We start from the raw sequence: 22,549 nt of genomic DNA, 5'->3' as shown, positions 1-22,549 counted from the left end.
AGGGCTCATCCCGAAGGTGGTGAGAGCATCCGCGCTTTCGTTTCGAAGCCTTGTGCCGGTGCCCCCGGGAAGTTCGGGGGAAGAAGCTTCTTTAGTACGATGAACCTGTCGCGGAGCGTTCCTTCACGAGCACATCCTGCAGGCCTGTCTGCTTTTCCGAGGAGAAACGCTCCATGTCGTTCGTCACCCGTATCGTCGCGATCCTCATCATCCTTGCGCTCTCCATCCCCGCCCACGCAGACGCCTACGATGACAACCCCAGGCTCGTCGTCATCCTCGTCTTCGATCAATTTCGCGGCGACTATCTCGACCGCTATCGCGCCGGCTTCAAGGCAAAGAACGGCTGGAACCTGTTTCTCAAACAGGGTGCCCACTTCACCGACTGCTACTACGACTACGCCAATCTCGTCACCGCCGCAGGCCACGCTACCATCGGCACCGGGGCCTACACCGACGGCCACCAGGTTCCGCTCAACGAGTGGTATGAGCCTGGCCCCGATGGCGTCATGCACTCCATCAGCTCGGTCGATGATCCCCGCTACAAGCTCGTCGGCGCGCCCGAGGGCACAAAGAACCTCATCGGCGCTTCTCCCTACCGCGAAATGGCGACGACTCTTGGCGACGAGCTCGTCCTCGCCACCGGCGGCCGCTCCCGTGTTTACGGCGTGTCGCTCAAGGATCGAGCCGCCATCCTCACCAGCGGCCACGCCAGCAAAGGCGCCTTCTGGGTCGATCACGACTCCGGCCAATGGCAGACGTCGACCTACTGGATGAACCAGCTTCCCGAGTGGGCCACGAAGTTCAACGCCAGCGGCCGCGCCGCGCAGGCGCGCAAGGAGAGCGGAGTCGCTACCGGCAGCTTCTACGAGAAGGTTGGACAGTCCGTCGCCAGCGTCACATACCAGCTCGACTTCGCAAAGACCCTCATCGACGCCGAAAAGCTAGGCCGCAACCCGGCGGGCACCCCGGACCTCATCACCATCTCCATCTCGTCGACTGACATCAACGGCCACGCCCTCGGGCCCGACGACCCCTCGCAGAAAGCCCTCATCGTCCAGTCAGACGCCGCCCTTGACAGCTTCTTCACCTGGCTCGATACGACAGTGGGCCTCAAGAACGTCATGGTCGCCATGACCGGCGATCATGGCGTAGCGGTTACCCAGCAGGCAGGCGACGCCGTCGGGATGCCCGTCTCTGCCTTCTCCGCCAGCGTCTTCACCACGCCTCTCGAATCCATGCTCGAGGCGAAATATCCGCTCAAGGGAAAAGGGGAGTACCTCCTCCAGATGGACAATCCCTACCTGTTCCTCAACCCGCCGGCCTTTGAAGCTGCCGGAGTCAGCGAGGAAGAAGCCGAGAACACGACGAAAGCGATGCTCGAAAAGGTCTTCAGCGACATCAAGGCCGCCGACCGCGCCTCGGGCCCCGGTCATCGCTCCGAACCCCCGGCACTCACCCACGTCTTTACCACGATCCAGATGCGCGACGGCCTGCTCCCCGATACCCAGTACGGTCGCCTCGTTGCCCATAGCTATTCGCCGAACATCGGCTGGGCACTCCATCTCAACTTTGGGCCATACCAGTTTCCAGGCCACGACACCGGGACCACCCACTTCTCCGCCAACAGCTACGACCGCCACGTCCCCCTCGATCTCTTCGGTACGGCTATCATTCCCGGCACCTACCACGGGATGGTCGCGCCGGTCGATATCGCCGCCACTTTCGCCTCGCTCCTGCGCGTGAACCGGCCCAGCGCCGCTGTCGGCCGCGTTCTAACCGAAGCCATCCGTCCCGAGCCTGCGGGACCCGCCCCGAGGAAGCCCTAACCCAAACCCCGCGCTTCCGCCGAACAGCCAACAATCCCGAGATGTTTCACGCGAGCCAAGGTCGAATTCTCGCGCATGGACAAGACTTCACCATCCGCCGATATCTCATTTATCATAGAAACACCATGCCCGAACCACGAGCCCGACAGTATCACCGCAATCGCGTCGCCAACACCTTCTCGGAAGAGATCGGTGCGATGCTCGAGGGCGAGCTCTCTGACCCACGTATTGCATCCGCACACGTCACCGAAGTCGTCCTCGCTCCCGGCGGCAAATCCGCCCGCATCTTCGTCGCCGTACAGGGCAACGAGGCTGAAGAAGACGAAACGCTCGCCGGCCTCATGACCGCCCGCGAGTACATCCGGTCCCAGCTCCGCGACCGCATGGGCGTCCGCCACATTCCCGAGCTCACCTTCGCCATCGACCGTTCCGAACGCATGACTGGTCGCATGGACGAACTGCTTGGCCGCATGCGCAAACGCGAGAAGAAATTTTCCGCCCCATCCGACCCGCCAGCCGCGAAGCCGTAAAAAGTTCACGCCGCGCGCCATCGAGGCCTACCCGCTCTGATAGCCTTGTTTCGCTTTGACAAAACGATCGTGACCACGATCCAGCAACCCGCCGATTCCGACGCGCGACCATCTTCCGGGCTCTCCGACCGGCTGCGTCACGTGTTCCAGCTTCCCGCCCCTGCGGTGGTGTGGGAGTTTTGCATTCTCCTCGGCGTCAGCCTGTTTCTCCTCTGCTTCGGCCTCTCCCCGCTCACGGGCGGCGACCGCCTCGGTCTCGTCGGCGCCGACGAGCCACGCTACGCGCAGATCGCGCGCGAGATGCTTGCCTCGCACGAGGAGGCATGCGCTGCCGCTCACACCAGCATGTGGCCCGGCAGCCTCCGCCCCGCCGACATTGAGGCGGCTTACCACTGCATCCTTGGCGGAACGGTCACGCCCGTGCTCTATGGCCAGCCCTGGCTTGAAAAGCCTGCCCTCTACTACTGGCGCGCGATGGGTTTCTTCAAGGAGTTCGGCGTCTCCGACTGGTCTGCCCGCCTGCCCTCCACCTCCGGTGCCTTTGCACTCATCTTCCTGATCTACCTGCACATGAAGCGCTTCCGCCCGGGCGGGCAGCTCGACGCGGCGCTGATCACCGCGTCCTCCCTTGCCATCATCGCCTTCGCCCGCGGCGCGTCGACGGACATGCAGCTCGCCGCGCCCTTCTGCATCGGCATGCTCGGCTGGTATGCCTGGTACGAGACCGGTAAGAAGTTCTGGCTCTTCGACCTTTACTTCTTCGGAGCCGCGGCCACCCTCGCCAAGGGACCCGTCGCCCCGTTCCTCGCGCTCGCCATCATCAGCCTCTTCCTCGGCCTGCGCCGCGAGTGGTCGGCTCTCCGGCGAACCATCTGGGTTCCCGGCATCATCCTGTACCTCGTCATGGTCCTGCCCTGGTACATCGCCGTCCAGAAGCGCAACCCGACTTTCTATCGATCCTTCTTTCTCGAACACAACCTCGAGCGCTTCGCCACCAACCGGTACCAGCACCATCAACCCTTCTGGTACTACCTGGCCGTCCTCATCCTCGGCCTCATGCCCTGGACCGTCGTCTCCATCCGGGCCCTCTTCAGCGCACTCCAGGTCTGCCTCGCCGAGTGGCGCGTCCGCAAAGACCCCAAACGCTATCTCGGTCATTCCCGCGCCGGCGACGCCTTTCCCGAGTTCCTCGTCCTCTGGGCTCTCTTTCCCATCCTCTTCTTCTCCTTCTCCGGCTCCAAACTCCCCGGCTACATCCTCCCATCCATCCCTCCCATCACCATCCTTACCGGCGACTATCTCAACCGCATCCGCCGCCGCGGCCTCACCAATTCGCTTCTCTGGTCCCACGCCATCGTCTGCGCTGTCCTGGTATTCGTTCTCGTCCTTGCCCCACAGCATATGAAGTACGAGACGCTCGTTCCCTCGGCGCTATGGCTCGTCTGCGCGGGCGTCGCCGCCGTCACCATGGGCGCCGTTGTTCTCTTCATGACCCGCCGCTGGGGAACGACGCAGATGACCAACGCGACGCTGATCCCCGTCGTCGCGACGCTCATCTTCCTTCTCGGCTTCTACGGCAAGGAGCTTGATCTCAACTACTCGGCTCGCCCCCTCGCCAACGAGATCGCCCGCCAGGCTCCCGGTGTCGAGGTCGTCGCGCTTCAAAATGTGAAGCGTGACATGGACTACGGTCTCGCCTTTTACCGCAACCGTCCGACTGTCCACTATCCGGTCGACGGAGTTCCACAGGGTGAACATCTGCTGGTCCTCCGTGCGAATGACACGGAAACTCTGGATCGCTATCTTGCCGGGCGCATCTACAAACCTCTATTCCTGTATGAGTCACAGGGGCTTGAGATCTACCGGGTGTACGCGAACGACGCAACCGCGTCGGCCCTGCCGGCATCCACGGCGGAACTCGCTGCCGGGCCGATCCGATAGCCCGATGCAGTAACCTAGGGTAGGGGCGGCACATCGTGGCAAGCATGGCGGTTAAGACGGAACTCGAGATCCTGGACGTCCGTCACTTCTCCGGACGCCAGCTCCGGCCCCTGCTCGAGCACGAAGCCCGCGTCTGGCAGAATCGCCTTCGATGGAACTACGACGAAGCTACCGAACTCCTCCTCCAGTATCTCGATTCGCGCGTCCTTCCCGGCTTCGTCGCCCTTGATCGCGGCAAGATCTGCGGCTTCACCTTCTGCGTCTACGAGGGATACAAGGCGGTCGTCGGCGATGCCTACGCCCTCGATAACTCCGTCATGCCCGCCATGGAAACGACGCACGAACTCCTGCGCCAACTCCTTTCAGTCCTGGAGCACTCCCCGGATATCGATCGCATCGAGTCCCAGCTTCTGCTCTATGACACCGGTAGTATCAACGAGCCTTTTCGCGCCGCCAACTTCCAGATCCACCGCCGTCTCTTCATGGAGGTCGATCTCGTTCCTCTGCGCGGCATTCCTCCGGGCGCGATCGCGAAGCCGCAACTCCCGAACTTTCTCGAGCTCCGCAATTGGGTTCCCGGCGACTACCAGCCTGCCGCCGAACTCATCCATGCCGCGTATGTCGGGCACATCGACGCCACCATCAACGATCAGTACCGCTCCCTTCACGGCTCCCAGCGCTTCCTCCACAACATCGTTCGTTTTCCGGGATGCGGCGTATTCGACGCCAGGTCCTCGTGGATCCTTCGCGACCTCCGCGACGGCTCCATCATCGCCCTCCTCCTGAGCTCGCGCGTTCGCCAGGACACGGCGCACATCACCCAGCTCTGCGTGCGCAAGGACTGGCGCGGTCGCAAGTTCGGCAACCTCCTCATCCGTCACACTATGCTCGAACTGGCGCAGCGCGGATGCGCCGCCATCACCCTCACCGTGACAGAAGCCAACCAGGGCGCCGTCGATCTCTACCGCGCCTGCGGCTTCCAGACCCGCCACGCTTTCGACGCCCACGTCCACAGCTCTTCGCGCCTGCGCGACAGCCTCTCAGCAAACACCTTCGAAGAACCGCCGTCCCACGTCCTTCGCCGCTAAGCCGCGAACGGGAGAACGCTGCCTTTCTTGTTGTCACTCCCGAAGGGAATCTGCGTCTGCCCTCGCCGTTGCCACGGTCCTCGCCTTCCAGCGATCATTCCAAAGGGAATGCATGGCTCCGTTTCCCGCCGCAGGCCCCCAAAAGCGAAACCAAAAATCTTGTCAAGAGCTAAATCGCGCAAAGTAAACAAAACAAGCCACTTGTAAATGTCCTTTAAGTTACGGTGAGTGATCTACAATTAAAGCAGTCGAAGAAAAAGGCCGGGCCTCAAGCCCCGGCCTTTCGTTATTTTCACAAGGGAGATTTTGAGAGGTGTGGCCGTAAGTTGTTTTATATCTAATATTTGCGTGTAAGTCTTTTCCTTACTAATACTTGCAGGCGGATACCATGCGTAAACAGCACAAAAGAAAAGACTTGGACGCGGGCTATGGGAGGGGGGAGGGGTACTTCTAAAACAAGAAAGCCCACGATCCGGAAGACTCGTGGGCTTGTCAGGGACGAAGGAACATTAGTACTTGGGCATGGATGGATCGATCTTGTCCGCCCAGGCCAGAATTCCACCGGATACATTGGTGACGTTCGTAAATCCAGCCTTCACGAGCGCGACCGCGGCCTTCTGGCTTCGCGCTCCCGAACGGCAATGAACGAACACCGGACGATGTTTCTGGTCGGCGATTTCGCCAACGCGTTTTTCGATCTCGCCAACCGGAATCAACGGCGCTCCAAGATTCGCGATCGGATACTCATGCGGTTCACGGACGTCGAGCAGAAAGAAGTCTTCCTTGTCGTCCATCTTCTTCTTGAGCCCTTCAACGCTGATCTGCGGAATGCCATCGACCACCGGAAGTTCGGCCACAGCCTGGTTCTGGGCAATCTCAAGCGGACCAACCTCGGTCGGCTTCGGGACGCCGCAGAACTGGTCGTAGTCGATCAGTTCGGTGACCGTCGGATGCGTGCCGCAGACCGGGCAGTCCGGGTTCTTCCGCAGCTTGAGCGTCCGGAATCCCATGGATAACGCATCAACGAGCAACAGCCGGCCCACCAACGTCTCGCCGATCCCAAGGATCAACTTGATGACCTCGGTGGCCTGGATAACGCCAACGAGCCCTGGAAGGATGCCGAGGACTCCACCTTCCGCGCAGGAAGGCACAAGACCCGGCGGCGGCGGCTCAGGATACAGGCAGCGATAGCAAGGACCTTCCTTGGTCGCAAAAACGCTCGCCTGGCCTTCGAAGCGGAAGATCGAACCATAGGCGTTCGGTTTGTCGAGCAGGACGCAGGCATCGTTGACCAGGTACCGCGTCTGGAAGTTGTCGGTCCCATCGGCGATCACGTCGAAGTCCTTCATGATCTCGAGCGCGTTGGCGCTGGTGAGCATGGTGTTGAACTTGATGACCTTGAGGTTGGGGTTCAGGCCATGGAGCATAATCTCAGCCGAATCGACCTTGAGCTTGCCCACGGTCGCGGTCGAGTGGATGATCTGCCGCTGCAGGTTGCTGGCGTCGACGGTGTCGAAGTCGACGAGGCCGATGGTTCCGACTCCGGCGGCGGCGAGATAGAGGGCGAGCGGGGCGCCGAGGCCGCCGGTGCCGACGCATAGCACGCGCGCGGCCTTGAGCTTCTGCTGTCCCTCATAGCCCACTTCGGGCAGGATAAGGTGCCGCGAGTAGCGGGAGATCTCTTCGTTGGTGAGCTTCGGGAGCTCGGCTTTCAGTTCTTCTACTGCTGTTGGCATGGTGTTTGTCCTTCTAAAACGCGTCGAACGGACGCGACGGGATGCGCGAAAGGTGAAGTTTCAGATGTCGAATCGGAGGTAGGTCAGGAGAGAGGTGTTACAGACAACAACAACCACCGGCGATCGAGGGGATGATCGTCAGTTCGTCGGATTCCTTGACGGGCGACTGTTCCTTCTCGGGAAGGTAACGAACGTCGTCGTCGTTGAGGTAGATGTTCACGAACGAGCGCGTCTTGCCTTCCGGCGTGAAGAGATGCTGGCGCAGGTCTGGATGCTTGTCGGTCAACGCATCGAGCGCCGCAGCCACACTCGTTGCTTCGAGCGTAATGGTCTCCTGAGCGCCGGTGTAAGCACGCAAAGGTGTAGGAATGTGAATCTTCATGCCGTCTCTCCCTGGATCTCAACAACCTCGCCGGTCTGCGACGTCCCGGCGATCTCAATCTCTATGCTCTCATCTTCGAAGCTCTTGTCTTCCTCGCTCGATCCTTTAAGAAAGAACGAGTTCGTCAAAACCGCCTTGCCTTGCTCGACGCTGGTAATGACATAGGAACAGCCGAGCCAGTGGGCCTCGGCGAAATCCGTCTTCGACCACTGCGCCGGATGATCCGGATGCGAGTGATAGAAGCCGACGATATCGAACCCTAGAGTGCGCGCCTGGCGCTGAATCTTGACGAGTTCCTGTGGGGCAATGTGGTAGCGATTGTGCGCGGAGTCGGTGCGGGTATTGCCTGCGCGAACGATCTCGCGCACATCGTTTCCGCCCTCGGTTGCTTTGCCGAGCAGAACGCCGCAGCACTCGTTCGGGTAGGTCTCTTCGCCGTGGGCGCGCAGCGCTTCGTAATGCTTGTAGCTGAGTTGCAGCATGGATCAGCCTTCCTCCCAGAAACGTTCGCTGAGGTACTTCTCGGCCGAGTCGCACAGGATGGTCACAATCACCGCTTCACGTCCAGCCTTCGCCTCGCGCTCACCAAGAGCAAGCGAAGCCGCAACCGCACCAGCAGCGGAGATTCCGACTAGAAGTCCCTGATGCCGAGCGAGGGACTTGGCCATCTGATAAGCGTTCTCGGTCGGCATCTCGATGTTCTCGTCCGCGAGATGCGAGTCGTAGATCTTCGGCACGATTGCAGTCGCCATGTGCTTCAAACCTTCAAGCCCGTTGAACGGCGAGTCAGGCTGCATCGAGATGCACTGGATCGCCGGATTGAGCTCTTTCAGCCGCCGCGTCGTTCCCATGAACGTCCCGCTCGTCCCGAGACCGGCGACGAAATGCGTCACCTGTCCTTCGGTCTGCTCCCATATCTCGTTTGCGGTTGTGCGGTAATGCGCCTTCCAGTTGGCCTCATTTGAATACTGATCCGCATAGAAGTACTTGTCCGGTTCCGCTGCCGCACGAGCGCGAGCCTCGCGAATGGCTCCGTCAGATCCGTCAGCCGGATTCGTCCAGACGATTTCCGCGCCATAGGCGGAGAGAATCCGCTTCCGTTCGGGCGAGACATTCGAGGGCATGCAGAGCGTTACCGGAAAGCCCATCGCCGCGCCAAGCATGGCGTAGGCAATGCCGGTATTTCCGCTGGTCGCGTCGAGCAGGCCATGCCCATTCTTGAGGAATCCGCGAGCCTGCGCGTCGGCGACGATGGCCGAAGCGGCCCGATCCTTGACCGAGCCACCGGGGTTCGCCCACTCAGCCTTGCCAAGGATCTGGATGCCGTCGAGGTGAGCGGCCAGCCGGTCGAGACGCACCAGAGGGGTGTTCCCGATGCGATCGAGAATGTTCGTGCCGAGAGATTTCACTGTGGTGATCATGCTGGCCTGGGTTTCTCTCCGGGGCTTCTCCGCGTTGCCGATTGATGGCAGGCAGCGGATGTGCGATGGTTAAACCGAGTCTAACTTATGGCAAAGAAGACGCAGCAGCGCACCTTCCAGGATGTCCTTTCCACGCTCGGCACTCAGCATTTTGATGTCGCTCCCGCCTCTCAGGGTTCACGAGGGAGCTTCCAGGTGCGGAAATACGGCTGCGCCGCCGAAATCGCGGCCGCGAAGGACGGCGGAGTCGACCTGTTGGTTCGTCCAGGCTGGTTGCTAAACGGGGAAATCGCCCGGATTGTCGATCGCGGCTATCAGAAATTTCTGAAGACGACGCACCTCGAGATTCCCGCCACGGCGGATCATCTCCGTTCACTGCATAGCTTTAGCGAAGAGTTGAAAGAGGCTTCGGGCGGGATGAGCCTTTACAACGAATCGCTTGGTACTACGAGCGATCGATACCTCTACGACCGCGTAGCCGGCCGCGAGTAGCTCAGCGAATTCGGCGCTGCTCGCGCTGCAGTTCGCGGTAAGCCTCGCTCTTGCCGATTCCGCGCGCCTTGGCGACACGCTTCAGAGCGTCCATCTCGCTCAGGTTTTCGGCTTTCTGTAACACGGCAACTTCGGATGCGATGCTTGCCGCTTCGGCGGCTTCGGTCTCCTGGACAGGCGCGAGCAGGAGGACGATCTCGCCTCGAACCAGCGAGCGGGCAGCCAGCGTGGAACTCACCTCTTTCACGGGCCCACGCAGGAACTCCTCATGCAGCTTGGTGAGCTCGCGGGCGAGCGCGATCGGCTGCGCGTCGCCGAATACGGCGGAGACGTCGGTGAGGGTGTCGAGGATGCGGTGCGGAGCCTCGTAGAAGATGTGGGTCGTTCCGCTCCGCTCCAGGGCTTCCAGGGCTGATCTGCGCTGCCCCTGCTTGGCAGGCAGGAATCCGTGGAAGGTGAAGCGCTCGGTGGAGAGGCCACTGGCTATCAGCGCGCTGATTGCTGCGTTGGCTCCGGGAACAGGGAAGACGGGGACTCCGGCGGCGATGGCTGCGGCGGCGAGATGTCCTCCAGGATCGGCGATGCCTGGGGTCCCGGCGTCGCTCACGACGGCGATGCGGGCTCCGGCACGGAGTTCGGCGGCAAGCTCCTCGGAGCGGGCGAACTCGTTGTGCATGTGGTAGCTGACCATCGGGGTCTGGATGCCGAAGAAGTGGAGCAGTTTCTGGGTCTGGCGCGTGTCCTCGCAGGCGATCCGATCAACGGAACGCAGGACTCGGAGTGCGCGCAGCGTGATGTCTTCGAGGTTGCCGATTGGTGTCGCGACGAGGTAGAGGCCCGGCGCGAGTGGACGGTCTTTGCCGCGCTGTGCCAGGGCTAGATCGTCGTCGAATGGTTCTGGGACGTCAGCGGTCATCGCGTTCCCGCCCGCGCCTGGGAAGCTGGCTCCGCAGCCGGATGGACTGGGAGAGATGGTGCGGCGTCACGATGCCGACGACGCGCTCGCCCTCGAGGACAGGGACGAACTGCGTTCCGCCCGTTCCGGCGATGCGGCGAAGCGTCTTGACCAGGGCGTCTTCGGGATGGGCGATTTCGAAGGTGCGTGCCATGACGCCTTGTACATAGCTGTTTCCGCCTGCCTGGAGGGCTTCGAGGATGCTCTGGCGGGAGACGGCTCCGACGATGGTGCCTCCGCGGACGACGGGAAAGACGTCCTGCAGAGTGTGGATCGCGCGCTCGAGAGCGTCTTCGAGGGTGTCTGATGCGGAGAGGGTGGAATAGTCGGTCAGCATGACGTCGCGCATCTTGACCATGTCGACGCTGGTCTGGAGGAGCGATCCCTGATTCTCCAGGTGCGAGCCGAACATGATGAAGAAGCCGATCATGACGAACCAGGCGCCGCCAGAAAGGACTCCGATGAGCACGAGGCCAACGGCGATCATCTGGCCGAAGCTGAGGAGTCCGTTGGTTCCTGGCTTGTTGAAGCCTGCAGGGACGAGACGTCCACCGTCGAGCGGGGATGCGGGAAGCAGGTTCACGAGGCCGAGGAGAAGGTTCGCCCAGACGAGGGCCTTCATCAGGCTCGCAGGCGTGACCAGCGGGCGCGAGAAGAGGTTGATCTCGGGCGAGACGGCTGTGACGACGGCTGCGAGGATTCCTCCAAAGACGAGGTTCGCGGCGGGACCGACGAAGGTCATTCGCTTCAGGAGCGCGTCTTCGGGAGACTTTTCGTAGGTGCTCGTCGATGCGTAGGTCGGCAAACCGCCGGTTGGAAGGAGCAGGAGGCTGCGCAGTTCTAGGCCGTAGCAGGCTGCGGCGAGACCTCTTGCAGCTTCGCGGACGAGGACGGCTGCCACGAGGATGAACCAGAGGAGAAAGCCTCGGCCGCCGTTGCCGGAGGTGTAGATCCCGAAGCTGATGGAGAATCCGAGCAGGATGAGGAAGAACGAGTGGATCCGAATCTCAACACCAAGAACTCGACCGATTGGAAAAGACCACCCGCGCATGTCTCCGATTGTATGCGCTGCCCGTGAGAGGAGTTCGCGACATATCATCGAGGGATGCGCGTTATCGGCGGTCTTCACCGCTCACGGCAACTCGTTTCTCCCAAGGGCACAGCTACGCGACCGACCAGCGACCGGCTTCGGGAGACGCTGTTCAACATCCTTCAGCCTAGGCTGGAAGGTTGCCGTTTTGTCGATCTCTACGCGGGGACTGGCGCGGTTGGGATCGAGGCCATCAGCCGGGGGGCGACGCATGTCTGGTTCGCGGAGAACTCTGTCGCGGCTCTTGGTTCGATTCGTACGAATCTTGCGACGTTGAAGATTACCCAGGGATTCACGCTTGAGGATCGCGGGACGGGAGCGATGCTGCAGCGGCTCGCGAAGCTTCCGGGAACGATCGATATCGTGTTTCTCGATCCTCCGTACGAGGCGGAACAAGAGTATCTCGGGACGCTCAACTTCTTCGGCAGCGCGAAGGGTCGAGTGATCCTGGCTGCTGGCGCCGTTATCGTCGCGGAGCATGCGAGCCGGACGAAGATGCCTGGACGCTTCGGAGCGCTGGAGCTCGTCGACACGCGGAAGCAGGGGGACGCCGCGCTTAGTCTTTACGAGATTCCTCTCGTGGATTCAAGCATTCGCGGTTCGGTGTGAGGGGCCACCCCCCCCCCTCCCATTGCCGGGGTGTAAGTCCATTGTTTACAATGGGATAAGGCAGATTTCCGCCCGTAAATATAAGATTTCAAAGGAGTTAGACCCTAAATATTAGTAGGGAAAGGGTTTAGGGGTATCTCCAAAGCAACGGGTTCGAGCCTGAGCCCAACTTATCTCCGCCTGCTTTCGATCTACTTCTTAATTGTATCGGATCCACCATAACTAAAAGGACATTGCTAAGTTCATTGTTATGTTGATTTTGTACGATTTGCCTCTTGACAAGATTTTTTGGGCTGCCGCGGATGCCCTGCGAGTAGGGGACCTTCGGTTCGGGATTGATTTTGTAGAGAACAGGTAACGGCAGACGCAGATTCCCTTCGGGAATGACAACCATTGGGGCAACTGCAACTGCAACTGCAACTGCAACTGCAACTGCAACTGCTACGGGAGCGGGAGTAGGAAACTCTTCGAGAATGCGGCCGGAGAGGCAGGAAGACAGCAAAGGCGGTCCTGATATGGTTGGGGAACCGTTACAATCTGCCGGCTGAGAGGGGCCTCCTGACTGAAATACCGACCTCGTGTGCTTGGTCTGCTTTCGCTTCTGCTTGTGATTACGTACCTGGACCGGGTGTGCCTTGCGATTGCGGGGCCACGGATGCAGGATGCGTTGCACATCGGGCCGGTGGGGTGGGGCTGGGTGACGGGGATGTTCACGGTTGCGTATGCGGTGTTTGAGATCCCGAGCGGGTCGCTGGGGGATCGGATCGGGCCACGCCGGGTTCTGACGCGGATCGTGCTCTGGTGGTCGTTGTTTACGTCGTTGACCGGGGCGGTGTCCAGCTACGGGATCCTCCTGGTGACTCGGTTCTGCTTTGGAATGGGTGAGGCGGGGGCGTATCCCAACGCAGGGATCGCGATCTCACGATGGTTCTCCCTGGAGAGACGAACTTCGGCGTGGGGTGTTGTGCTGACGGCCAGTCAACTGGGCGGTGCGTTGGCTCCGCTGCTCGTTGTTCCGATCCAGATCCGGTATGGCTGGCGGGCTTCGTTCTACCTGTTCGGGTGCCTGGGTGTGGCGTGGTCGGCGGCGTGGTACTGGTGGTTTCGGGACTTCCCGGCGGAGATGCCGGGGATCAGCGCCAAAGAGGTCGCCGAGACCAGGGCTGTGGCCCAGGGGCATCGGGCGCTGCCGCTGATGGTTGGGCTTCGTAGTGGGAATCTCTGGTGCGTGATGTTGATGGCGGCGAGCTATGGGTACACGCTTTACTTTTTCAGTCGTGGTTTCCGACGTACCTAATGAAGGGGCGAGGGTTTACCGAAGCGGGGCTTCTGCTGGCTTGCCTGCCGTTCCTCGTGGCGGCGGCTGCGAACTTCTGCGGCGGTTTCCTGAGTGAAGCGCTGACGCGGCGGTTGGGGCTGAAGTGGGGGCGGCGGTGGCTGGGATGCTTTGGCTTAGGGAGCGCGGCGCTCCTGTTGACGGCGGCGATGCTGACCGAGCAGAGGATGTGGTCCCTGGTGTTCCTGTCGCTTTCCTTCGGGGCGATTACGCTGCAGCAGCCGGGGGTTCTCGCGGTGTGTCTGGATCTGGGCGGCAGGAGGTATGCGGGGGCGGTGACCGGTGCGATGAATACGGCTACGTTTCTCTCGGCTTTCGTGTCTTCGATCGCCTATGGGTACATCGTGAAAGGCTATGGGTATAACGCGCCCTTTGTGCCGATGATCGGGCTGCTTGTGGTGGGATCGGGGATTTGGTTCGGGATTGATGCTACGCGGGAGGTGGTCGTGGAGGTTTAGCGCCTAGCGGTCGAGAGAGGGTCTCGCCAGGCTAGATACCCTATCCGACGATGAGACTGCCGGAAGGGAAGGGCACACACGGATTGTGCCGGGTCATGGTGTGAAGCCGCCGCCGGTGTGTTGGCCGGTGAGGAGATCGACTTCGAAGGGGAGTTCGCGGTCGGTAAGCATGTTCCAGCCTTTGCCCTGAAGGTGGGTGGCGGTGGTTTCGCCCAGCGTGATCCCTTCCCAGCTTAGACGGGCGGTGGTCCAGGCTATGCCTTGTTTGCCCCAGGCGAGGAGGGTGTGGAAGCTGCTGAAGATGAGGAGATCGTGCGTCGGGATGGGGAGGATGGCGGTTACGGGTTTCAGCGGGATGTGGGTGGAGACCTCCGGGGATTGGGTGTCGATGAGGTAGGCGTAGCCTCCGGCCACGGCGCATAGTTCGCGAGGATTGGGGGTGGCGTATACGCCGGTGGGCATGGTGGGGTCGCGGAATCCGAGGGCGCAGGTGGCGAGGAACGGTGGCTGGCCGGGGGTGGACCGGATGAGAAGATGCAGGGCTCCGCGGGCCAGGGCGTCTTCTTCTCCGGCGATCTGGAGGGGGTAGGTGAACTGGCGGGCGGGGGCGATGAGGGGTGGGCGGGTGAGGACTTCGACCGACCAGACGTGGGGCCAGGTTTCGAAGGAGCTCATTCGGCTTCGATCTGGTTTGCGGCTTCGAGGGCCTGGGCGATGTCTTCGAGGAGGTCTTCAATCGCCTCGCATCCGGCGCTGAGGCGAATGAGGCCTTCGGGAATCGCGTCTCCGCCCCAGCGGGCTCGGCGTTCGGCGGTGGTGGACATGCCTCCGAAGCTGGTGGCTTCGGTGAGGAGGAAGGATTTATTGAGGAAGGTTTCGGCGGCTTTACGGGTGGGGAGGGTGAAACTCATGACGGGGCCGAACCAGGTCATCTGCTCGCGGGCGATGGCGTGGCCGGGATGGGTGGGGAGGCCGGGGTAGAGGACTTCCGTGACCTCGGGGCGGGTGGCGAGGAACTCGGCGATCTTCTGGGCGTTTTCGCAGCTTCGTTCGAGGCGCAGAGGCAGGGTGGCGATGGAGCGGAGGGCGAGCCATGCTTCCATGGGTCCGGCGGCGGCTCCGGTAAGGGTGCGCCAGGAGTCGATCTTGGCGTGGAGTTCGAGGTCGCGGACAGCGATGTGGCCGAGAAGGAGGTCGCCGTGGCCGGTCATGGATTTGGTGTCGGAGGCGACGGAGAAGTCGGCACCGAGGGCGAGGGGTTTCTGGCCGAGGGGGGTGGCGGTGGTGTTGTCGACGGCGACGAGGCAGCCGGCGCGATGGGCGGCCTCTGAGAGGGCGGCGATGTCGCAGATGTCCATGGTGGGATTGCTGGGGGTTTCGATCCAGAGGAGCTTTGCGCCTTCAAGGTGTTCGGCCTGGGCGTTTCCGGCGGTGGGAGCCATGCGGAGGACGATGCCCATCTCGGCGAAGTACTTCTGGAGGAGGACGCGGGCGGCGAAGTAGGCGTTCGAGGGCAGGACGCAGACGTCTCCGGGGCGGAGGACGGCTCCGAAGACGGCGGTGACGGCGGCCATGCCGGAGGCGAAGATGAGGGCCTTGGCGCGGTAGCCGGGGGCGGACTCCATCTGGGCGATGGATTTCTCGAGCGCAGTCCAGGTGGGGTTGTGGGAGCGGGCGTAGGAGTAGGGGACACCGGTGGGGTCGCCGGGGGTGTGGAAGGGAGCGGCGAAGACGGGGCCGTGGTGAAGGGGCTCGCCGGCGACCGCGGGGGTGAGGGTCGAGCGGATGATCCGGGTGGCGTCACGCATGAGTTGAGTTTATGGGGAGGGAAGTTAGGGAACAACCTGGCGGCTGGCGAGCGGTAATGCGGGCGCTTGTCTGGTAATGTGCCTGCATGCGCGCAAAGAGCCTGTTCCTATTCGCCCTGATCTTCCTGAGCGTCACTACCACTAGCCTTTATTCCCAGGGTACTGCCGAGGCGATGCCGACCCCGATGAGCGATCCGAACGAGGGGATCTGGAAGGGATATGACGGAGAGTTGCGGTATGTCACGCGGTTGCTGGTGTCGCTGGCCGAGGCGATTCCGGCGGAGAAGTATGCGTGGAGGCCGGCACCGGGGGTGAGATCGGTCAGCGAGGTGTACATGCATATCGTGATCGCCAACTACTATCTTTTGACGCCGATGGGGTCGAAGATGCCGGCGGAACTGATGGCTCCGGGGGCGGAAGCGAAGATCGCTTCGAAGGTGGAGGTGATCGACTGGCTGAAACGATCGCTGGAGGCGGTGAAGACGGGCCGGATGGGGCTCAAGCCGGGAGAGCTGGCGCGAAAAGTCAATATTGAAGGGGAAAGCGCGGATGTGGATGGGATGTATCTGCGGATCATCTGCCACAACAATGAGCATCTTGGCCAGTTGATCGCCTATGCGCGGTCGAATGGGGTGGTGCCGCCCTGGTCGGCTGCGGGATCGGCTAAGCCTTGAAGTGCTCCCAGCCGCCTGCCTTGAGGGGGTGGGTGGTGCCGTCGGGGTTGAGGACGGTGATTTGGGGCCTGGCGCGGGAGGCTCGGTGGATGGTGCCGACGCGGGTGATGGGGACTCCGGCGATTTGCTTGGGGATCCGAGTGGCGGGTGCGGCGGTGAAGAGGAGTTCGTAGTCTTCGCCTCCGTTTACGGCCAGGTTGAAGGTGGCTTTGGGGTGGATAGGGAGGGCGGCGGCTTCGATCTCGGCGCGGACCCTGGAGGATTCGCAGAGGTGGGTCAGGTCGGTGGAGAGGCCGTCGCTTAGGTCAATGCAGGCGGTGGCTAGTTTTTGGCTGCGGAGGTGGAGGCCTTGTTTCAGGCGTGGGGTGGGGTAGAAGTGAGGGCTGGTTTGGGTGGGGTGGATGCGTTTGCCGGTGAGGAGGGTTTGGAGTTCGGCGGCGGAGCCTCCTAGTTGGCCGGTGACGTGGATGTGGTCGCCGGGGCGGGCGGTGGAGCGGCGGAGGGCGGTTCCGGTGGGGGCGGTGCCTATGAGGATGATGTCGGCGAGGATGTGATCCGAGGGGGATTGGGAGGTGTCTCCTCCGGCGAGGGTTACTTTCGCAGATTGGGCCAGGGTGTGGAGGCCTTCCAGGAATGACGCGATCCAGCGGCGGCCTTTTGCGGTGGTTGGGAGGCCCGCGGGGAGGGCGAGGGAGAGAAAGGCGGCAAGGGGGGTGGCTCCCATGGCGGCGAGGTCGGAGAGGCCGCGGGCGAGGCAGCGGTGGCCGACCGAGGCGGCGGGGTGGAGGTCGCGGCGGAAGTGGCGGCCTTCGAGGGTGAAGTCGGTGGTGACGAGGAGTTCGTGGCCGGGGGGCGGGCGGAGGATGGCGCAGTCGTCGCCGATGCCGAGGGGGATGGTGGGGGTTGGACGGTGGGCGAAGGTGGCGCGGATCTGGTCGATGAGGGCTAGTTCGCCGTTTTTCATGCTGATCGGAGGATATCGCGAGAGGGGAGCGGGATTTGCGGGGACGATCACGGGTTTGTTATTCTTGGCGAGTACGCCCAGTAAAGATTCCTTAGTCTTGAAATCGTTTGACGAATGACGATTGGCGAACTTGATTTGCCCGGACCCAGAGGAACTCAGTATCCTGCCACCGGCTCGGTGGGGTCAGATCAGGCAATTCCGTTCGGCAGTAAGGACACTCTTTGACTCGGAAACTTGGAAGCTCGAAGCGGCGTTTCTACATCGTTTTCGTCAGCCGCGATGAGGACGGGAACCTGCACAAGGTGCCTGTGCCGCTTCGCTACGCCTACGTGTTCGTGGCGGCGGCGGCGATCGGCATGTTTACGATCACGGGGATGGCCGGATCGTACACGCGGATGCTGATCAAGACGGCTCGCTTCAACCAGCTCCGGCAGGATCACGACACGCTGCGCAAGGACTATGCGCATCTCGAGAAAAAAGCGCATGAGAGCGATGTGCAGGCGGCTTCGCTCGGGTCGCTGGCGACCGAGGTTTCGGCTCTTTACGGACTGACGACGAGCAAACTGGCAGTCCCAATGGGACGCCTGCGGCTTGGCGGTGGAAAAGCGGCCAAGCTCGAGAAGGATGCGAAGAACGCGGCGGCGGCGAACGGGACGGTGCTGGATGCTTCGGCGAACGATCCGGGCGCAAATATGACCGACGAAAGCTACTTCAAATCGCTGGATACGTTTTATGCGCTGCGGTCGTCGGCGATGAGTGTCTCGACGGATCGGGCGATCTCCAACTCGCTTTCGACGGGGTCGAGTTTTGGGAGTATTCGCGGGTTCAACGTGGGCGGGTCGGCGCTTGGGGATGTGGAGAATGAAATTCCTTCGCTGTGGCCCGTGATCGGACCGATCTCGAGCAGCTTCGGGCAGAGGGAAGATCCGATCCTAGGGAACGGCGAAGGTGAGTTCCACAAGGGCGTCGACATCCGGGCAGAGCTCGGAACGCCGGTACGGGCTACGGCAGACGGGGTTGTGAAGTCGGCCGGGATGGTGAACGGCTACGGGCGCGAGGTGGTGATCGATCACGGGCACGGGATCGAGACCTGCTACGGGCACATGTCTGGTTTTGCCGTGATGGGTGGGCAGACGGTCGTGAAGGGGCAGGTGGTGGGGTACGTCGGTCATAGCGGCCGGACTACCGGGAACCATGTTCACTATGAGGTCCGGGTGAGGAATACGCCGGTGAATCCGCATAAGTATCTGCGGACGACTCTGGCGGATGTGGGTACGGAAGGCGTCAAGGCTGGCGGCTAGGCTATTTCTGCGAACTGCCGGAGCAAGGGCAAACGCAGATTCCCTTCGGGAATGACAACCAGAAAAACAAAGCAGGAAGGGCGGGGTGGGCCGGTGATGGCTCACCCCGCTCGCTTGGCTAGGACTTGATGAAGGCCAGGAGTTCGGCGTTGATGTCGTCGGCGTGGATCTGGCACATGCCGTGGGGGTAGCCGGGAAAGACCTTCAACTTGGCGTTCTTGACGAGTCTGGCGGTCATCGCGCCGGAGTCCGGGAAGGGGACGATCTGGTCGTCTTCGCCATGGAGGACGAGGGTGGGGATGTCGATCTTCTTGAGGTCTTCGGTGAAGTCGGTCTCGGAAAAGGCCTTGATACAGTCGTAGCAGCCTTTGACCCCGCTTTGCATGCCCTGGAACCAGAAGTTCTCTTTCACCCCTTCGGAGATTTTGGCTCCGGGACGGTTGTAGCCGTAGAAGGGCATGCTGAGATCGAGGAAGAACTGCGAACGGTCGTTCACGACTCCTGCGCGAATGCCATCGAAGACGGAGAGGGGAAGACCCCCGGGATTGGCGCCGGTCTTGAGCATGAGAGGCGGAACGGCTCCAATGAGGACGGCCTTGGCGACGCGCCTGGAGCCGTGGCGGCCAAGGTAGCGGGCTACTTCGCCGCCGCCGGTGGAGTGGCCGACCATAACGGCGTTCTTGAGGTCGAGGGTGTCGAAGAGAGCTGCGAGATCGTCGGCGTAGGTGTCCATCTCGTTGCCTGACCAGGTCTGGCTTGAACGGCCGTGGCTGCGTCGGTCGTGGGCGATGACGCGGTAGCCTTGCTGCCCGAGGAAGAGCATCTGAGCGTCCCAGGCGTCGGCGTTGAGGGGCCAGCCGTGGGAGAAGACAATGGGCTGGCCGGTGCCCCAGTCCTTGTAGTAGATGGTGGTGCCGTCTTTGACGGTGATGGTATTCATGGAGGCTCCTGAGTGCTTGTTGGGGCGTGGCGCTTCGGCTTCCGCGGTACTCGAGATGGTGGGGAGGCTGAGGGCGGCTATGTGGCGGCGCTGCCGAGGATCATGGAGCGCCGCGAGACGGTTAGTGTGACTTCGCTGGCCCATGGCCCAGGCGTCAATGGCGTTGGCCGGCGACATATCGGTCTCCCCTTGCATGAGCCGGATGGAGGATGCAGCCACGATGGCTCGTCCTGATATAGCGATTGTTCGCTAGAGAGCCAAGGTGGGACAGCCTACAAAGATGGGGTCGCCGACACCACGATCGGGTCGTTTCGTGGGCGCATGGGCGGCTGCTTATTCGTCGAGAATCTCGGCGTAGGAGTCGCTGACCTGCGCGCCGAGGTCGATGACGAGGCGGGCGACGGTGCGGTCGATCTCTTCAAGCTGGCCCTTGAGGTAAGTGGTGGAGTTCGAGATGGCGACTATGCCGAGGGTGGCGCGGTTCCAGACGAGCGCTTCGTCTAGCTCCGCGACGCCGGCGTTGAACTTGTTGCCGAGTTTCTCCTTGAGAGAGCGGACGACCTGGCGGCGGTCCTTGAGGGACTGCGCGTGGGGGATTTCGAGCTCGATGATGAGTTTGGCGATGGGCATTGTCTTTAGGGGCTGAGGGAAGCGGGCTGAGGGAAGCGCGGCGCAGATCGTAGGACCTGGCAGCGCTTCGCCCAGGATTGCAGGTTACGAATTGAGGCGGAGGCGGTAGCGGATCGTTCCGGGCTCTTCGCCCTCGCCATCCGGGGTGAGGCCGCATTTTTCCATGATGCGGATGGATGCGGTGAGGTGGGGGAAGGTGTGGGCGATGATGTTTTCGATTTTAGGATCGAGGCGGATGTTTGCGATGAGAGCCTGGGCGGCCTCGGTGGCGAAGCCCTTGCCTTCCCACGGCGAGAGGACCGAGTAGCCGATCTCGCATTCGGCGGGTGATGTCTCGCGCCAGAACGCTCCGGCCGCTCCGATGAGGGTGCGGGTCTGATCGGGATTCCGGAGGCAGAGGTAGCGATGCCACGCGATCTGCTGGGGGTGCTTCTCGTATTGAGCGAGGAGGATGGTGAAGACGTGGGGCTCCCAGTCGGCTGGGGGCCAGTTTTCCGGGATGGCCGCCTGAAGGATCAAGCCCAGGCGGTCGTCGTTGGACTGTTCGGAGTGGAGGGCTGCGGGTGTGATGGCGACGAGGTGGAGACGACGGGTGAGGATGTCTGCTGGATGCATGGGGACTCCTGATGGGCTCTTCGAGGCGTGAGGGAGCGGCCCTACTGGGCGGCTTCGCGGCGGGCGAGAGGATCAGGAGGTCATAGGCGCGGACTGATAGTACTTGCTTCAGGAGGTGGAGGCAAGGATTTTGAACTTACAGTTTTCGGTACCAGTCGCTGTGTCTGGACCAGGAAGTGCAGCTTAAGCAAGCTGTATAAGCCCATCGCAGGAGACACGCGGGACACACCCCTCCCGTGTCGAACGTGTTCCATATGTGGTGACAAGTGCATATCCAGCGAGAGGAGCTATCGGGCTTCCACGCGCAGATCGGGCACTGGATGTCTCCGCCTCCGGCCTGTCCCGTCTCTGTATCGTTGCCAGTCCCGGTATCGTCCAAGATCCCTTCGTCGCCGTCTCCCTGACGCATCCGCACCTCTCGGTTTTGCTCAGGCTCTGACCGTGAGCCTAGAGGAATTACATTGCAAGTGAGACACATCGTAGCGGATGATGTGGCCATTCGGGGGAACTCATGTTCGAGAACTTCAATCAAAAGGACAAGAAGTTGACCTCGCTTGACCTTGGCAATCCCCCACCTCGCAAGACACCACCGGCGCCCGCACCCGACCCCAAAGCTGACGCGAAGCCGGTCGCAGTGCAGGTGTGCGTTGCACAAACTCACACTCCGGAGGGTGCGTTCGTACACTTCCTGGGGGCACACCGCAAGTTCGAAGAGATGGTGCGAATCGGCCTCAAGCCAGAGGTGCTCTTTTACGTTGTCTTTCCGCAGCAGGGACTCACTCACTCCATTACGACTGCTGACGGCTTGAAGACCATCGTCCTGATCTTCACCTTGAAAGCGATGGCCGACGCCTATATCTCAGCCAAGAAGCTCGCCGCCGTGGCAGCGGCTTGCCGGGTTGAGGATCTTTCCACCCAGGCGGATCTTTGGATGGCCGCAGGCATTAACTCCTACGCCTTCAACATGTGCAGCCGCTGTTTCTCTCTCACGGTGTTTCCGATCTCCGAGCTTCAGAATGAAGATATCTTTCTCTCGACGTGGCGCCTCGATCTTGCAAACAGGCGGCAGTTTTCCGAGACTTACGGACGGAATGCTGCTGCCGTCATCGGTACAAATGCCAAGCAGGCTCGCATCTGGCTCGAGGGCATGCGCGATCATCTTGAACCCGCCAATCCGTATCTTCACTGGGTTATTGCGGTCCTTGCTGGAATGGCCGGAGATATGGAGGCCAACGCCGCCTCGATCAAGCGACTCAATGCGTTTGGGCCGCCCTTTACAGGGAAGCTGCAAGGCACTTCTTTCGATCCCACCGTGCCAGGCTCGCAGTTGAGCACGATGGCCGAGGCCATGATCGGGCTGGGGGCTTCGTTGGGGTATCTCGATCCGAACAAGATGGGCCAGGCCGCCAAGCTACAGAAGGAACCTCCAGGGAAATAGAAGATCTATCAGTGGGTTCGGCGGTATTCTTCCTGGGAGACGGCGAGGATTAAGCCCGAAGCATCGAGGGTGTAGACGTCGGTGTGCATGTTCCCTTTGAGGGTGCAGAGAAGCGATTCCCCTGAGTTGACATGCAAGAGAATCACCATGAGGGAACCTTCGACGATCCATCGCCCGGCGTCATAGCGATCCTGTGGGCTCCTGGGGAAGGCGGCGCCGTAGTCGGTCGTGAGGTCGATGGAAGTGAGGCCAGACTGGTTGCGGAGATTGACGACCAAGTCAAGGGTTCAAACGAGAGAATGGCCGGGACATTTC

Annotated in this window: 24 protein-coding genes; 11 read left to right on the top strand and 13 right to left on the bottom strand. The window is 61.6% G+C overall.

Features of this window, described 5'->3' with window-relative positions:
- The first annotated feature begins 173 nt into the window (after positions 1 to 173).
- From GRAN_RS04320 to GRAN_RS04305, 4 genes are all read left to right on the top strand, one after another.
- Positions 174 to 1,826: an alkaline phosphatase family protein gene (locus tag GRAN_RS04320; RefSeq protein WP_128911752.1), complete on the top strand. Its 1,653-nt coding sequence runs from the start codon at positions 174 to 176 to the stop codon at positions 1,824 to 1,826.
- A 125-nt stretch (positions 1,827 to 1,951) separates the two neighbouring features.
- Positions 1,952 to 2,356 (top strand): 30S ribosome-binding factor RbfA, encoded by a 405-nt coding sequence (gene rbfA / locus GRAN_RS04315; RefSeq protein WP_128911751.1) that lies wholly within the window; start codon positions 1,952 to 1,954, stop codon positions 2,354 to 2,356.
- A 69-nt stretch (positions 2,357 to 2,425) separates the two neighbouring features.
- Positions 2,426 to 4,297 carry an ArnT family glycosyltransferase gene (locus tag GRAN_RS04310; RefSeq protein ID WP_338323415.1) on the top strand — a complete coding sequence of 624 codons (1,872 nt, stop codon included), beginning with the start codon at positions 2,426 to 2,428 and terminating at the stop codon, positions 4,295 to 4,297.
- Between the two features lie 44 nt (positions 4,298 to 4,341).
- Positions 4,342 to 5,385 carry a GNAT family N-acetyltransferase gene (locus GRAN_RS04305; RefSeq protein ID WP_128911750.1) on the top strand — a complete coding sequence of 348 codons (1,044 nt, stop codon included), beginning with the start codon at positions 4,342 to 4,344 and terminating at the stop codon, positions 5,383 to 5,385.
- Between the two features lie 509 nt (positions 5,386 to 5,894).
- On the opposite strand, the gene moeB is transcribed toward GRAN_RS04305, so the two are convergent.
- The 4 genes from moeB to GRAN_RS04285 all read right to left on the bottom strand — a co-directional run bounded on the left by moeB (position 5,895) and on the right by GRAN_RS04285 (position 8,924).
- The gene (gene moeB / locus GRAN_RS04300) at positions 5,895 to 7,121 is read right to left on the bottom strand and encodes a molybdopterin-synthase adenylyltransferase MoeB (protein WP_128911749.1); all 1,227 of its coding nucleotides are present in this window, start codon (positions 7,119 to 7,121) and stop codon (positions 5,895 to 5,897) included.
- Between the two features lie 97 nt (positions 7,122 to 7,218).
- Complete coding sequence (locus GRAN_RS04295) at positions 7,219 to 7,503, bottom strand: MoaD/ThiS family protein (protein ID WP_128911748.1); 285 nt, start codon at positions 7,501 to 7,503, stop codon at positions 7,219 to 7,221.
- Positions 7,500 to 7,985: a M67 family metallopeptidase gene (locus tag GRAN_RS04290; protein ID WP_128911747.1), complete on the bottom strand. Its 486-nt coding sequence runs from the start codon at positions 7,983 to 7,985 to the stop codon at positions 7,500 to 7,502. Before GRAN_RS04290 ends, GRAN_RS04295 begins: the two co-directional genes overlap by 4 nt.
- Positions 7,986 to 7,988: 3 nt before the next feature.
- On the bottom strand, positions 7,989 to 8,924 hold the full coding sequence (locus GRAN_RS04285) for a PLP-dependent cysteine synthase family protein (RefSeq protein ID WP_128911746.1): 936 nt from the start codon (positions 8,922 to 8,924) through the stop codon (positions 7,989 to 7,991).
- Between the two features lie 87 nt (positions 8,925 to 9,011).
- Between GRAN_RS04285 and GRAN_RS04280 the strand changes: the two genes are divergently transcribed.
- On the top strand, positions 9,012 to 9,416 hold the full coding sequence (locus tag GRAN_RS04280) for a hypothetical protein (RefSeq protein ID WP_128911745.1): 405 nt from the start codon (positions 9,012 to 9,014) through the stop codon (positions 9,414 to 9,416).
- 1 nt (position 9,417) lies between these two features.
- Here GRAN_RS04280 and rsmI read toward each other — a convergent pair whose 3' ends face one another.
- The gene (gene rsmI, locus GRAN_RS04275) at positions 9,418 to 10,332 is read right to left on the bottom strand and encodes a 16S rRNA (cytidine(1402)-2'-O)-methyltransferase (RefSeq protein WP_128911744.1); all 915 of its coding nucleotides are present in this window, start codon (positions 10,330 to 10,332) and stop codon (positions 9,418 to 9,420) included.
- Entirely contained in the window at positions 10,322 to 11,422 is a 1,101-nt protein-coding gene (locus GRAN_RS04270; protein ID WP_128911743.1) for a CBS domain-containing protein, read from the bottom strand. Before GRAN_RS04270 ends, rsmI begins: the two co-directional genes overlap by 11 nt.
- Positions 11,423 to 11,476: 54 nt before the next feature.
- On the opposite strand from GRAN_RS04270, the gene rsmD reads away from it, so the two are divergent.
- From rsmD to GRAN_RS26585, 3 genes are all read left to right on the top strand, one after another.
- On the top strand, positions 11,477 to 12,070 hold the full coding sequence (gene rsmD, locus GRAN_RS04265) for a 16S rRNA (guanine(966)-N(2))-methyltransferase RsmD (protein ID WP_128911742.1): 594 nt from the start codon (positions 11,477 to 11,479) through the stop codon (positions 12,068 to 12,070).
- A 580-nt stretch (positions 12,071 to 12,650) separates the two neighbouring features.
- Complete coding sequence (locus GRAN_RS26590) at positions 12,651 to 13,367, top strand: MFS transporter (protein WP_161570831.1); 717 nt, start codon at positions 12,651 to 12,653, stop codon at positions 13,365 to 13,367.
- Positions 13,367 to 13,864, top strand: coding sequence for an MFS transporter (locus GRAN_RS26585; protein ID WP_128911740.1), 498 nt, complete (start codon positions 13,367 to 13,369; stop codon positions 13,862 to 13,864). The genes GRAN_RS26590 and GRAN_RS26585 overlap by 1 nt, the downstream gene beginning before the upstream one ends.
- A 93-nt stretch (positions 13,865 to 13,957) precedes the next feature.
- Here GRAN_RS26585 and GRAN_RS04250 read toward each other — a convergent pair whose 3' ends face one another.
- Complete coding sequence (locus tag GRAN_RS04250) at positions 13,958 to 14,539, bottom strand: hypothetical protein (RefSeq protein WP_128911739.1); 582 nt, start codon at positions 14,537 to 14,539, stop codon at positions 13,958 to 13,960.
- Positions 14,536 to 15,672: a cystathionine gamma-lyase gene (locus GRAN_RS04245; protein WP_128911738.1), complete on the bottom strand. Its 1,137-nt coding sequence runs from the start codon at positions 15,670 to 15,672 to the stop codon at positions 14,536 to 14,538. The genes GRAN_RS04250 and GRAN_RS04245 overlap by 4 nt, the downstream gene beginning before the upstream one ends.
- An 86-nt stretch (positions 15,673 to 15,758) precedes the next feature.
- Between GRAN_RS04245 and GRAN_RS04240 the strand changes: the two genes are divergently transcribed.
- The gene (locus GRAN_RS04240) at positions 15,759 to 16,346 is read left to right on the top strand and encodes a DinB family protein (protein WP_128911737.1); all 588 of its coding nucleotides are present in this window, start codon (positions 15,759 to 15,761) and stop codon (positions 16,344 to 16,346) included.
- Here the strand turns inward: GRAN_RS04240 and thiL are convergent.
- A complete protein-coding gene (thiL, locus tag GRAN_RS04235; protein ID WP_241654327.1) occupies positions 16,336 to 17,361 on the bottom strand; it encodes a thiamine-phosphate kinase in 1,026 nt (341 codons plus the stop codon). The two genes, GRAN_RS04240 and thiL, sit on opposite strands and share 11 nt — an antisense overlap.
- 170 nt (positions 17,362 to 17,531) lie before the next feature.
- Between thiL and GRAN_RS04230 the strand changes: the two genes are divergently transcribed.
- Complete coding sequence (locus GRAN_RS04230) at positions 17,532 to 18,611, top strand: M23 family metallopeptidase (protein ID WP_128911736.1); 1,080 nt, start codon at positions 17,532 to 17,534, stop codon at positions 18,609 to 18,611.
- Between the two features lie 118 nt (positions 18,612 to 18,729).
- On the opposite strand, the gene GRAN_RS04225 is transcribed toward GRAN_RS04230, so the two are convergent.
- The 3 genes from GRAN_RS04225 to GRAN_RS04215 all read right to left on the bottom strand — a co-directional run bounded on the left by GRAN_RS04225 (position 18,730) and on the right by GRAN_RS04215 (position 20,796).
- A complete protein-coding gene (locus GRAN_RS04225) occupies positions 18,730 to 19,551 on the bottom strand; it encodes an alpha/beta fold hydrolase (protein ID WP_128912954.1) in 822 nt (273 codons plus the stop codon).
- Positions 19,552 to 19,884: 333 nt separating this feature from the next.
- Positions 19,885 to 20,181 carry a DUF503 domain-containing protein gene (locus GRAN_RS04220; protein WP_128911735.1) on the bottom strand — a complete coding sequence of 99 codons (297 nt, stop codon included), beginning with the start codon at positions 20,179 to 20,181 and terminating at the stop codon, positions 19,885 to 19,887.
- An 84-nt stretch (positions 20,182 to 20,265) separates the two neighbouring features.
- Positions 20,266 to 20,796 carry a GNAT family N-acetyltransferase gene (locus GRAN_RS04215; protein ID WP_128911734.1) on the bottom strand — a complete coding sequence of 177 codons (531 nt, stop codon included), beginning with the start codon at positions 20,794 to 20,796 and terminating at the stop codon, positions 20,266 to 20,268.
- Positions 20,797 to 21,307: 511 nt separating this feature from the next.
- Here GRAN_RS04215 and GRAN_RS04210 point away from each other — a divergent pair.
- Positions 21,308 to 22,234, top strand: a complete 927-nt coding sequence (locus tag GRAN_RS04210) for a hypothetical protein (protein ID WP_128911733.1) — start codon at positions 21,308 to 21,310, stop codon at positions 22,232 to 22,234.
- Between the two features lie 8 nt (positions 22,235 to 22,242).
- Here GRAN_RS04210 and GRAN_RS04205 read toward each other — a convergent pair whose 3' ends face one another.
- Entirely contained in the window at positions 22,243 to 22,512 is a 270-nt protein-coding gene (locus GRAN_RS04205) for a hypothetical protein (protein ID WP_128911732.1), read from the bottom strand.
- Between the last annotated feature and the right edge of the window lie 37 nt (positions 22,513 to 22,549).

The sequence above is a fragment of the Granulicella sibirica genome (genome assembly GCF_004115155.1).
Lineage (GTDB): Bacteria > Acidobacteriota > Terriglobia > Terriglobales > Acidobacteriaceae > Edaphobacter > Edaphobacter sibiricus.
Note: the sequence above shows the minus strand (reverse complement) of the source record. Positions and strands in the feature narration are given on the sequence as shown.

What these genes read in the sequence shown, in the direction of transcription:
- GRAN_RS04320 (WP_128911752.1), top strand. Translation starts at nt 174, where the DNA reads ATGTCGTTCGTCACCCGTATCGTCGCGATCCTCATCATCCTTGCGCTC.
- rbfA (WP_128911751.1), top strand. Translation starts at nt 1,952, where the DNA reads ATGCCCGAACCACGAGCCCGACAGTATCACCGCAATCGCGTCGCCAAC.
- GRAN_RS04305 (WP_128911750.1), top strand. Translation starts at nt 4,342, where the DNA reads ATGGCGGTTAAGACGGAACTCGAGATCCTGGACGTCCGTCACTTCTCC.
- moeB (WP_128911749.1), bottom strand. Translation starts at nt 7,121, where the DNA reads ATGCCAACAGCAGTAGAAGAACTGAAAGCCGAGCTCCCGAAGCTCACC.
- GRAN_RS04295 (WP_128911748.1), bottom strand. Translation starts at nt 7,503, where the DNA reads ATGAAGATTCACATTCCTACACCTTTGCGTGCTTACACCGGCGCTCAG.
- GRAN_RS04290 (WP_128911747.1), bottom strand. Translation starts at nt 7,985, where the DNA reads ATGCTGCAACTCAGCTACAAGCATTACGAAGCGCTGCGCGCCCACGGC.
- GRAN_RS04285 (WP_128911746.1), bottom strand. Translation starts at nt 8,924, where the DNA reads ATGATCACCACAGTGAAATCTCTCGGCACGAACATTCTCGATCGCATC.
- GRAN_RS04280 (WP_128911745.1), top strand. Translation starts at nt 9,012, where the DNA reads ATGGCAAAGAAGACGCAGCAGCGCACCTTCCAGGATGTCCTTTCCACG.
- rsmI (WP_128911744.1), bottom strand. Translation starts at nt 10,332, where the DNA reads ATGACCGCTGACGTCCCAGAACCATTCGACGACGATCTAGCCCTGGCA.
- GRAN_RS04270 (WP_128911743.1), bottom strand. Translation starts at nt 11,422, where the DNA reads ATGCGCGGGTGGTCTTTTCCAATCGGTCGAGTTCTTGGTGTTGAGATT.
- rsmD (WP_128911742.1), top strand. Translation starts at nt 11,477, where the DNA reads ATGCGCGTTATCGGCGGTCTTCACCGCTCACGGCAACTCGTTTCTCCC.
- GRAN_RS26585 (WP_128911740.1), top strand. Translation starts at nt 13,367, where the DNA reads ATGAAGGGGCGAGGGTTTACCGAAGCGGGGCTTCTGCTGGCTTGCCTG.
- GRAN_RS04250 (WP_128911739.1), bottom strand. Translation starts at nt 14,539, where the DNA reads ATGAGCTCCTTCGAAACCTGGCCCCACGTCTGGTCGGTCGAAGTCCTC.
- GRAN_RS04245 (WP_128911738.1), bottom strand. Translation starts at nt 15,672, where the DNA reads ATGCGTGACGCCACCCGGATCATCCGCTCGACCCTCACCCCCGCGGTC.
- GRAN_RS04240 (WP_128911737.1), top strand. Translation starts at nt 15,759, where the DNA reads ATGCGCGCAAAGAGCCTGTTCCTATTCGCCCTGATCTTCCTGAGCGTC.
- GRAN_RS04225 (WP_128912954.1), bottom strand. Translation starts at nt 19,551, where the DNA reads ATGAATACCATCACCGTCAAAGACGGCACCACCATCTACTACAAGGAC.
- GRAN_RS04220 (WP_128911735.1), bottom strand. Translation starts at nt 20,181, where the DNA reads ATGCCCATCGCCAAACTCATCATCGAGCTCGAAATCCCCCACGCGCAG.
- GRAN_RS04215 (WP_128911734.1), bottom strand. Translation starts at nt 20,796, where the DNA reads ATGCATCCAGCAGACATCCTCACCCGTCGTCTCCACCTCGTCGCCATC.
- GRAN_RS04210 (WP_128911733.1), top strand. Translation starts at nt 21,308, where the DNA reads ATGTTCGAGAACTTCAATCAAAAGGACAAGAAGTTGACCTCGCTTGAC.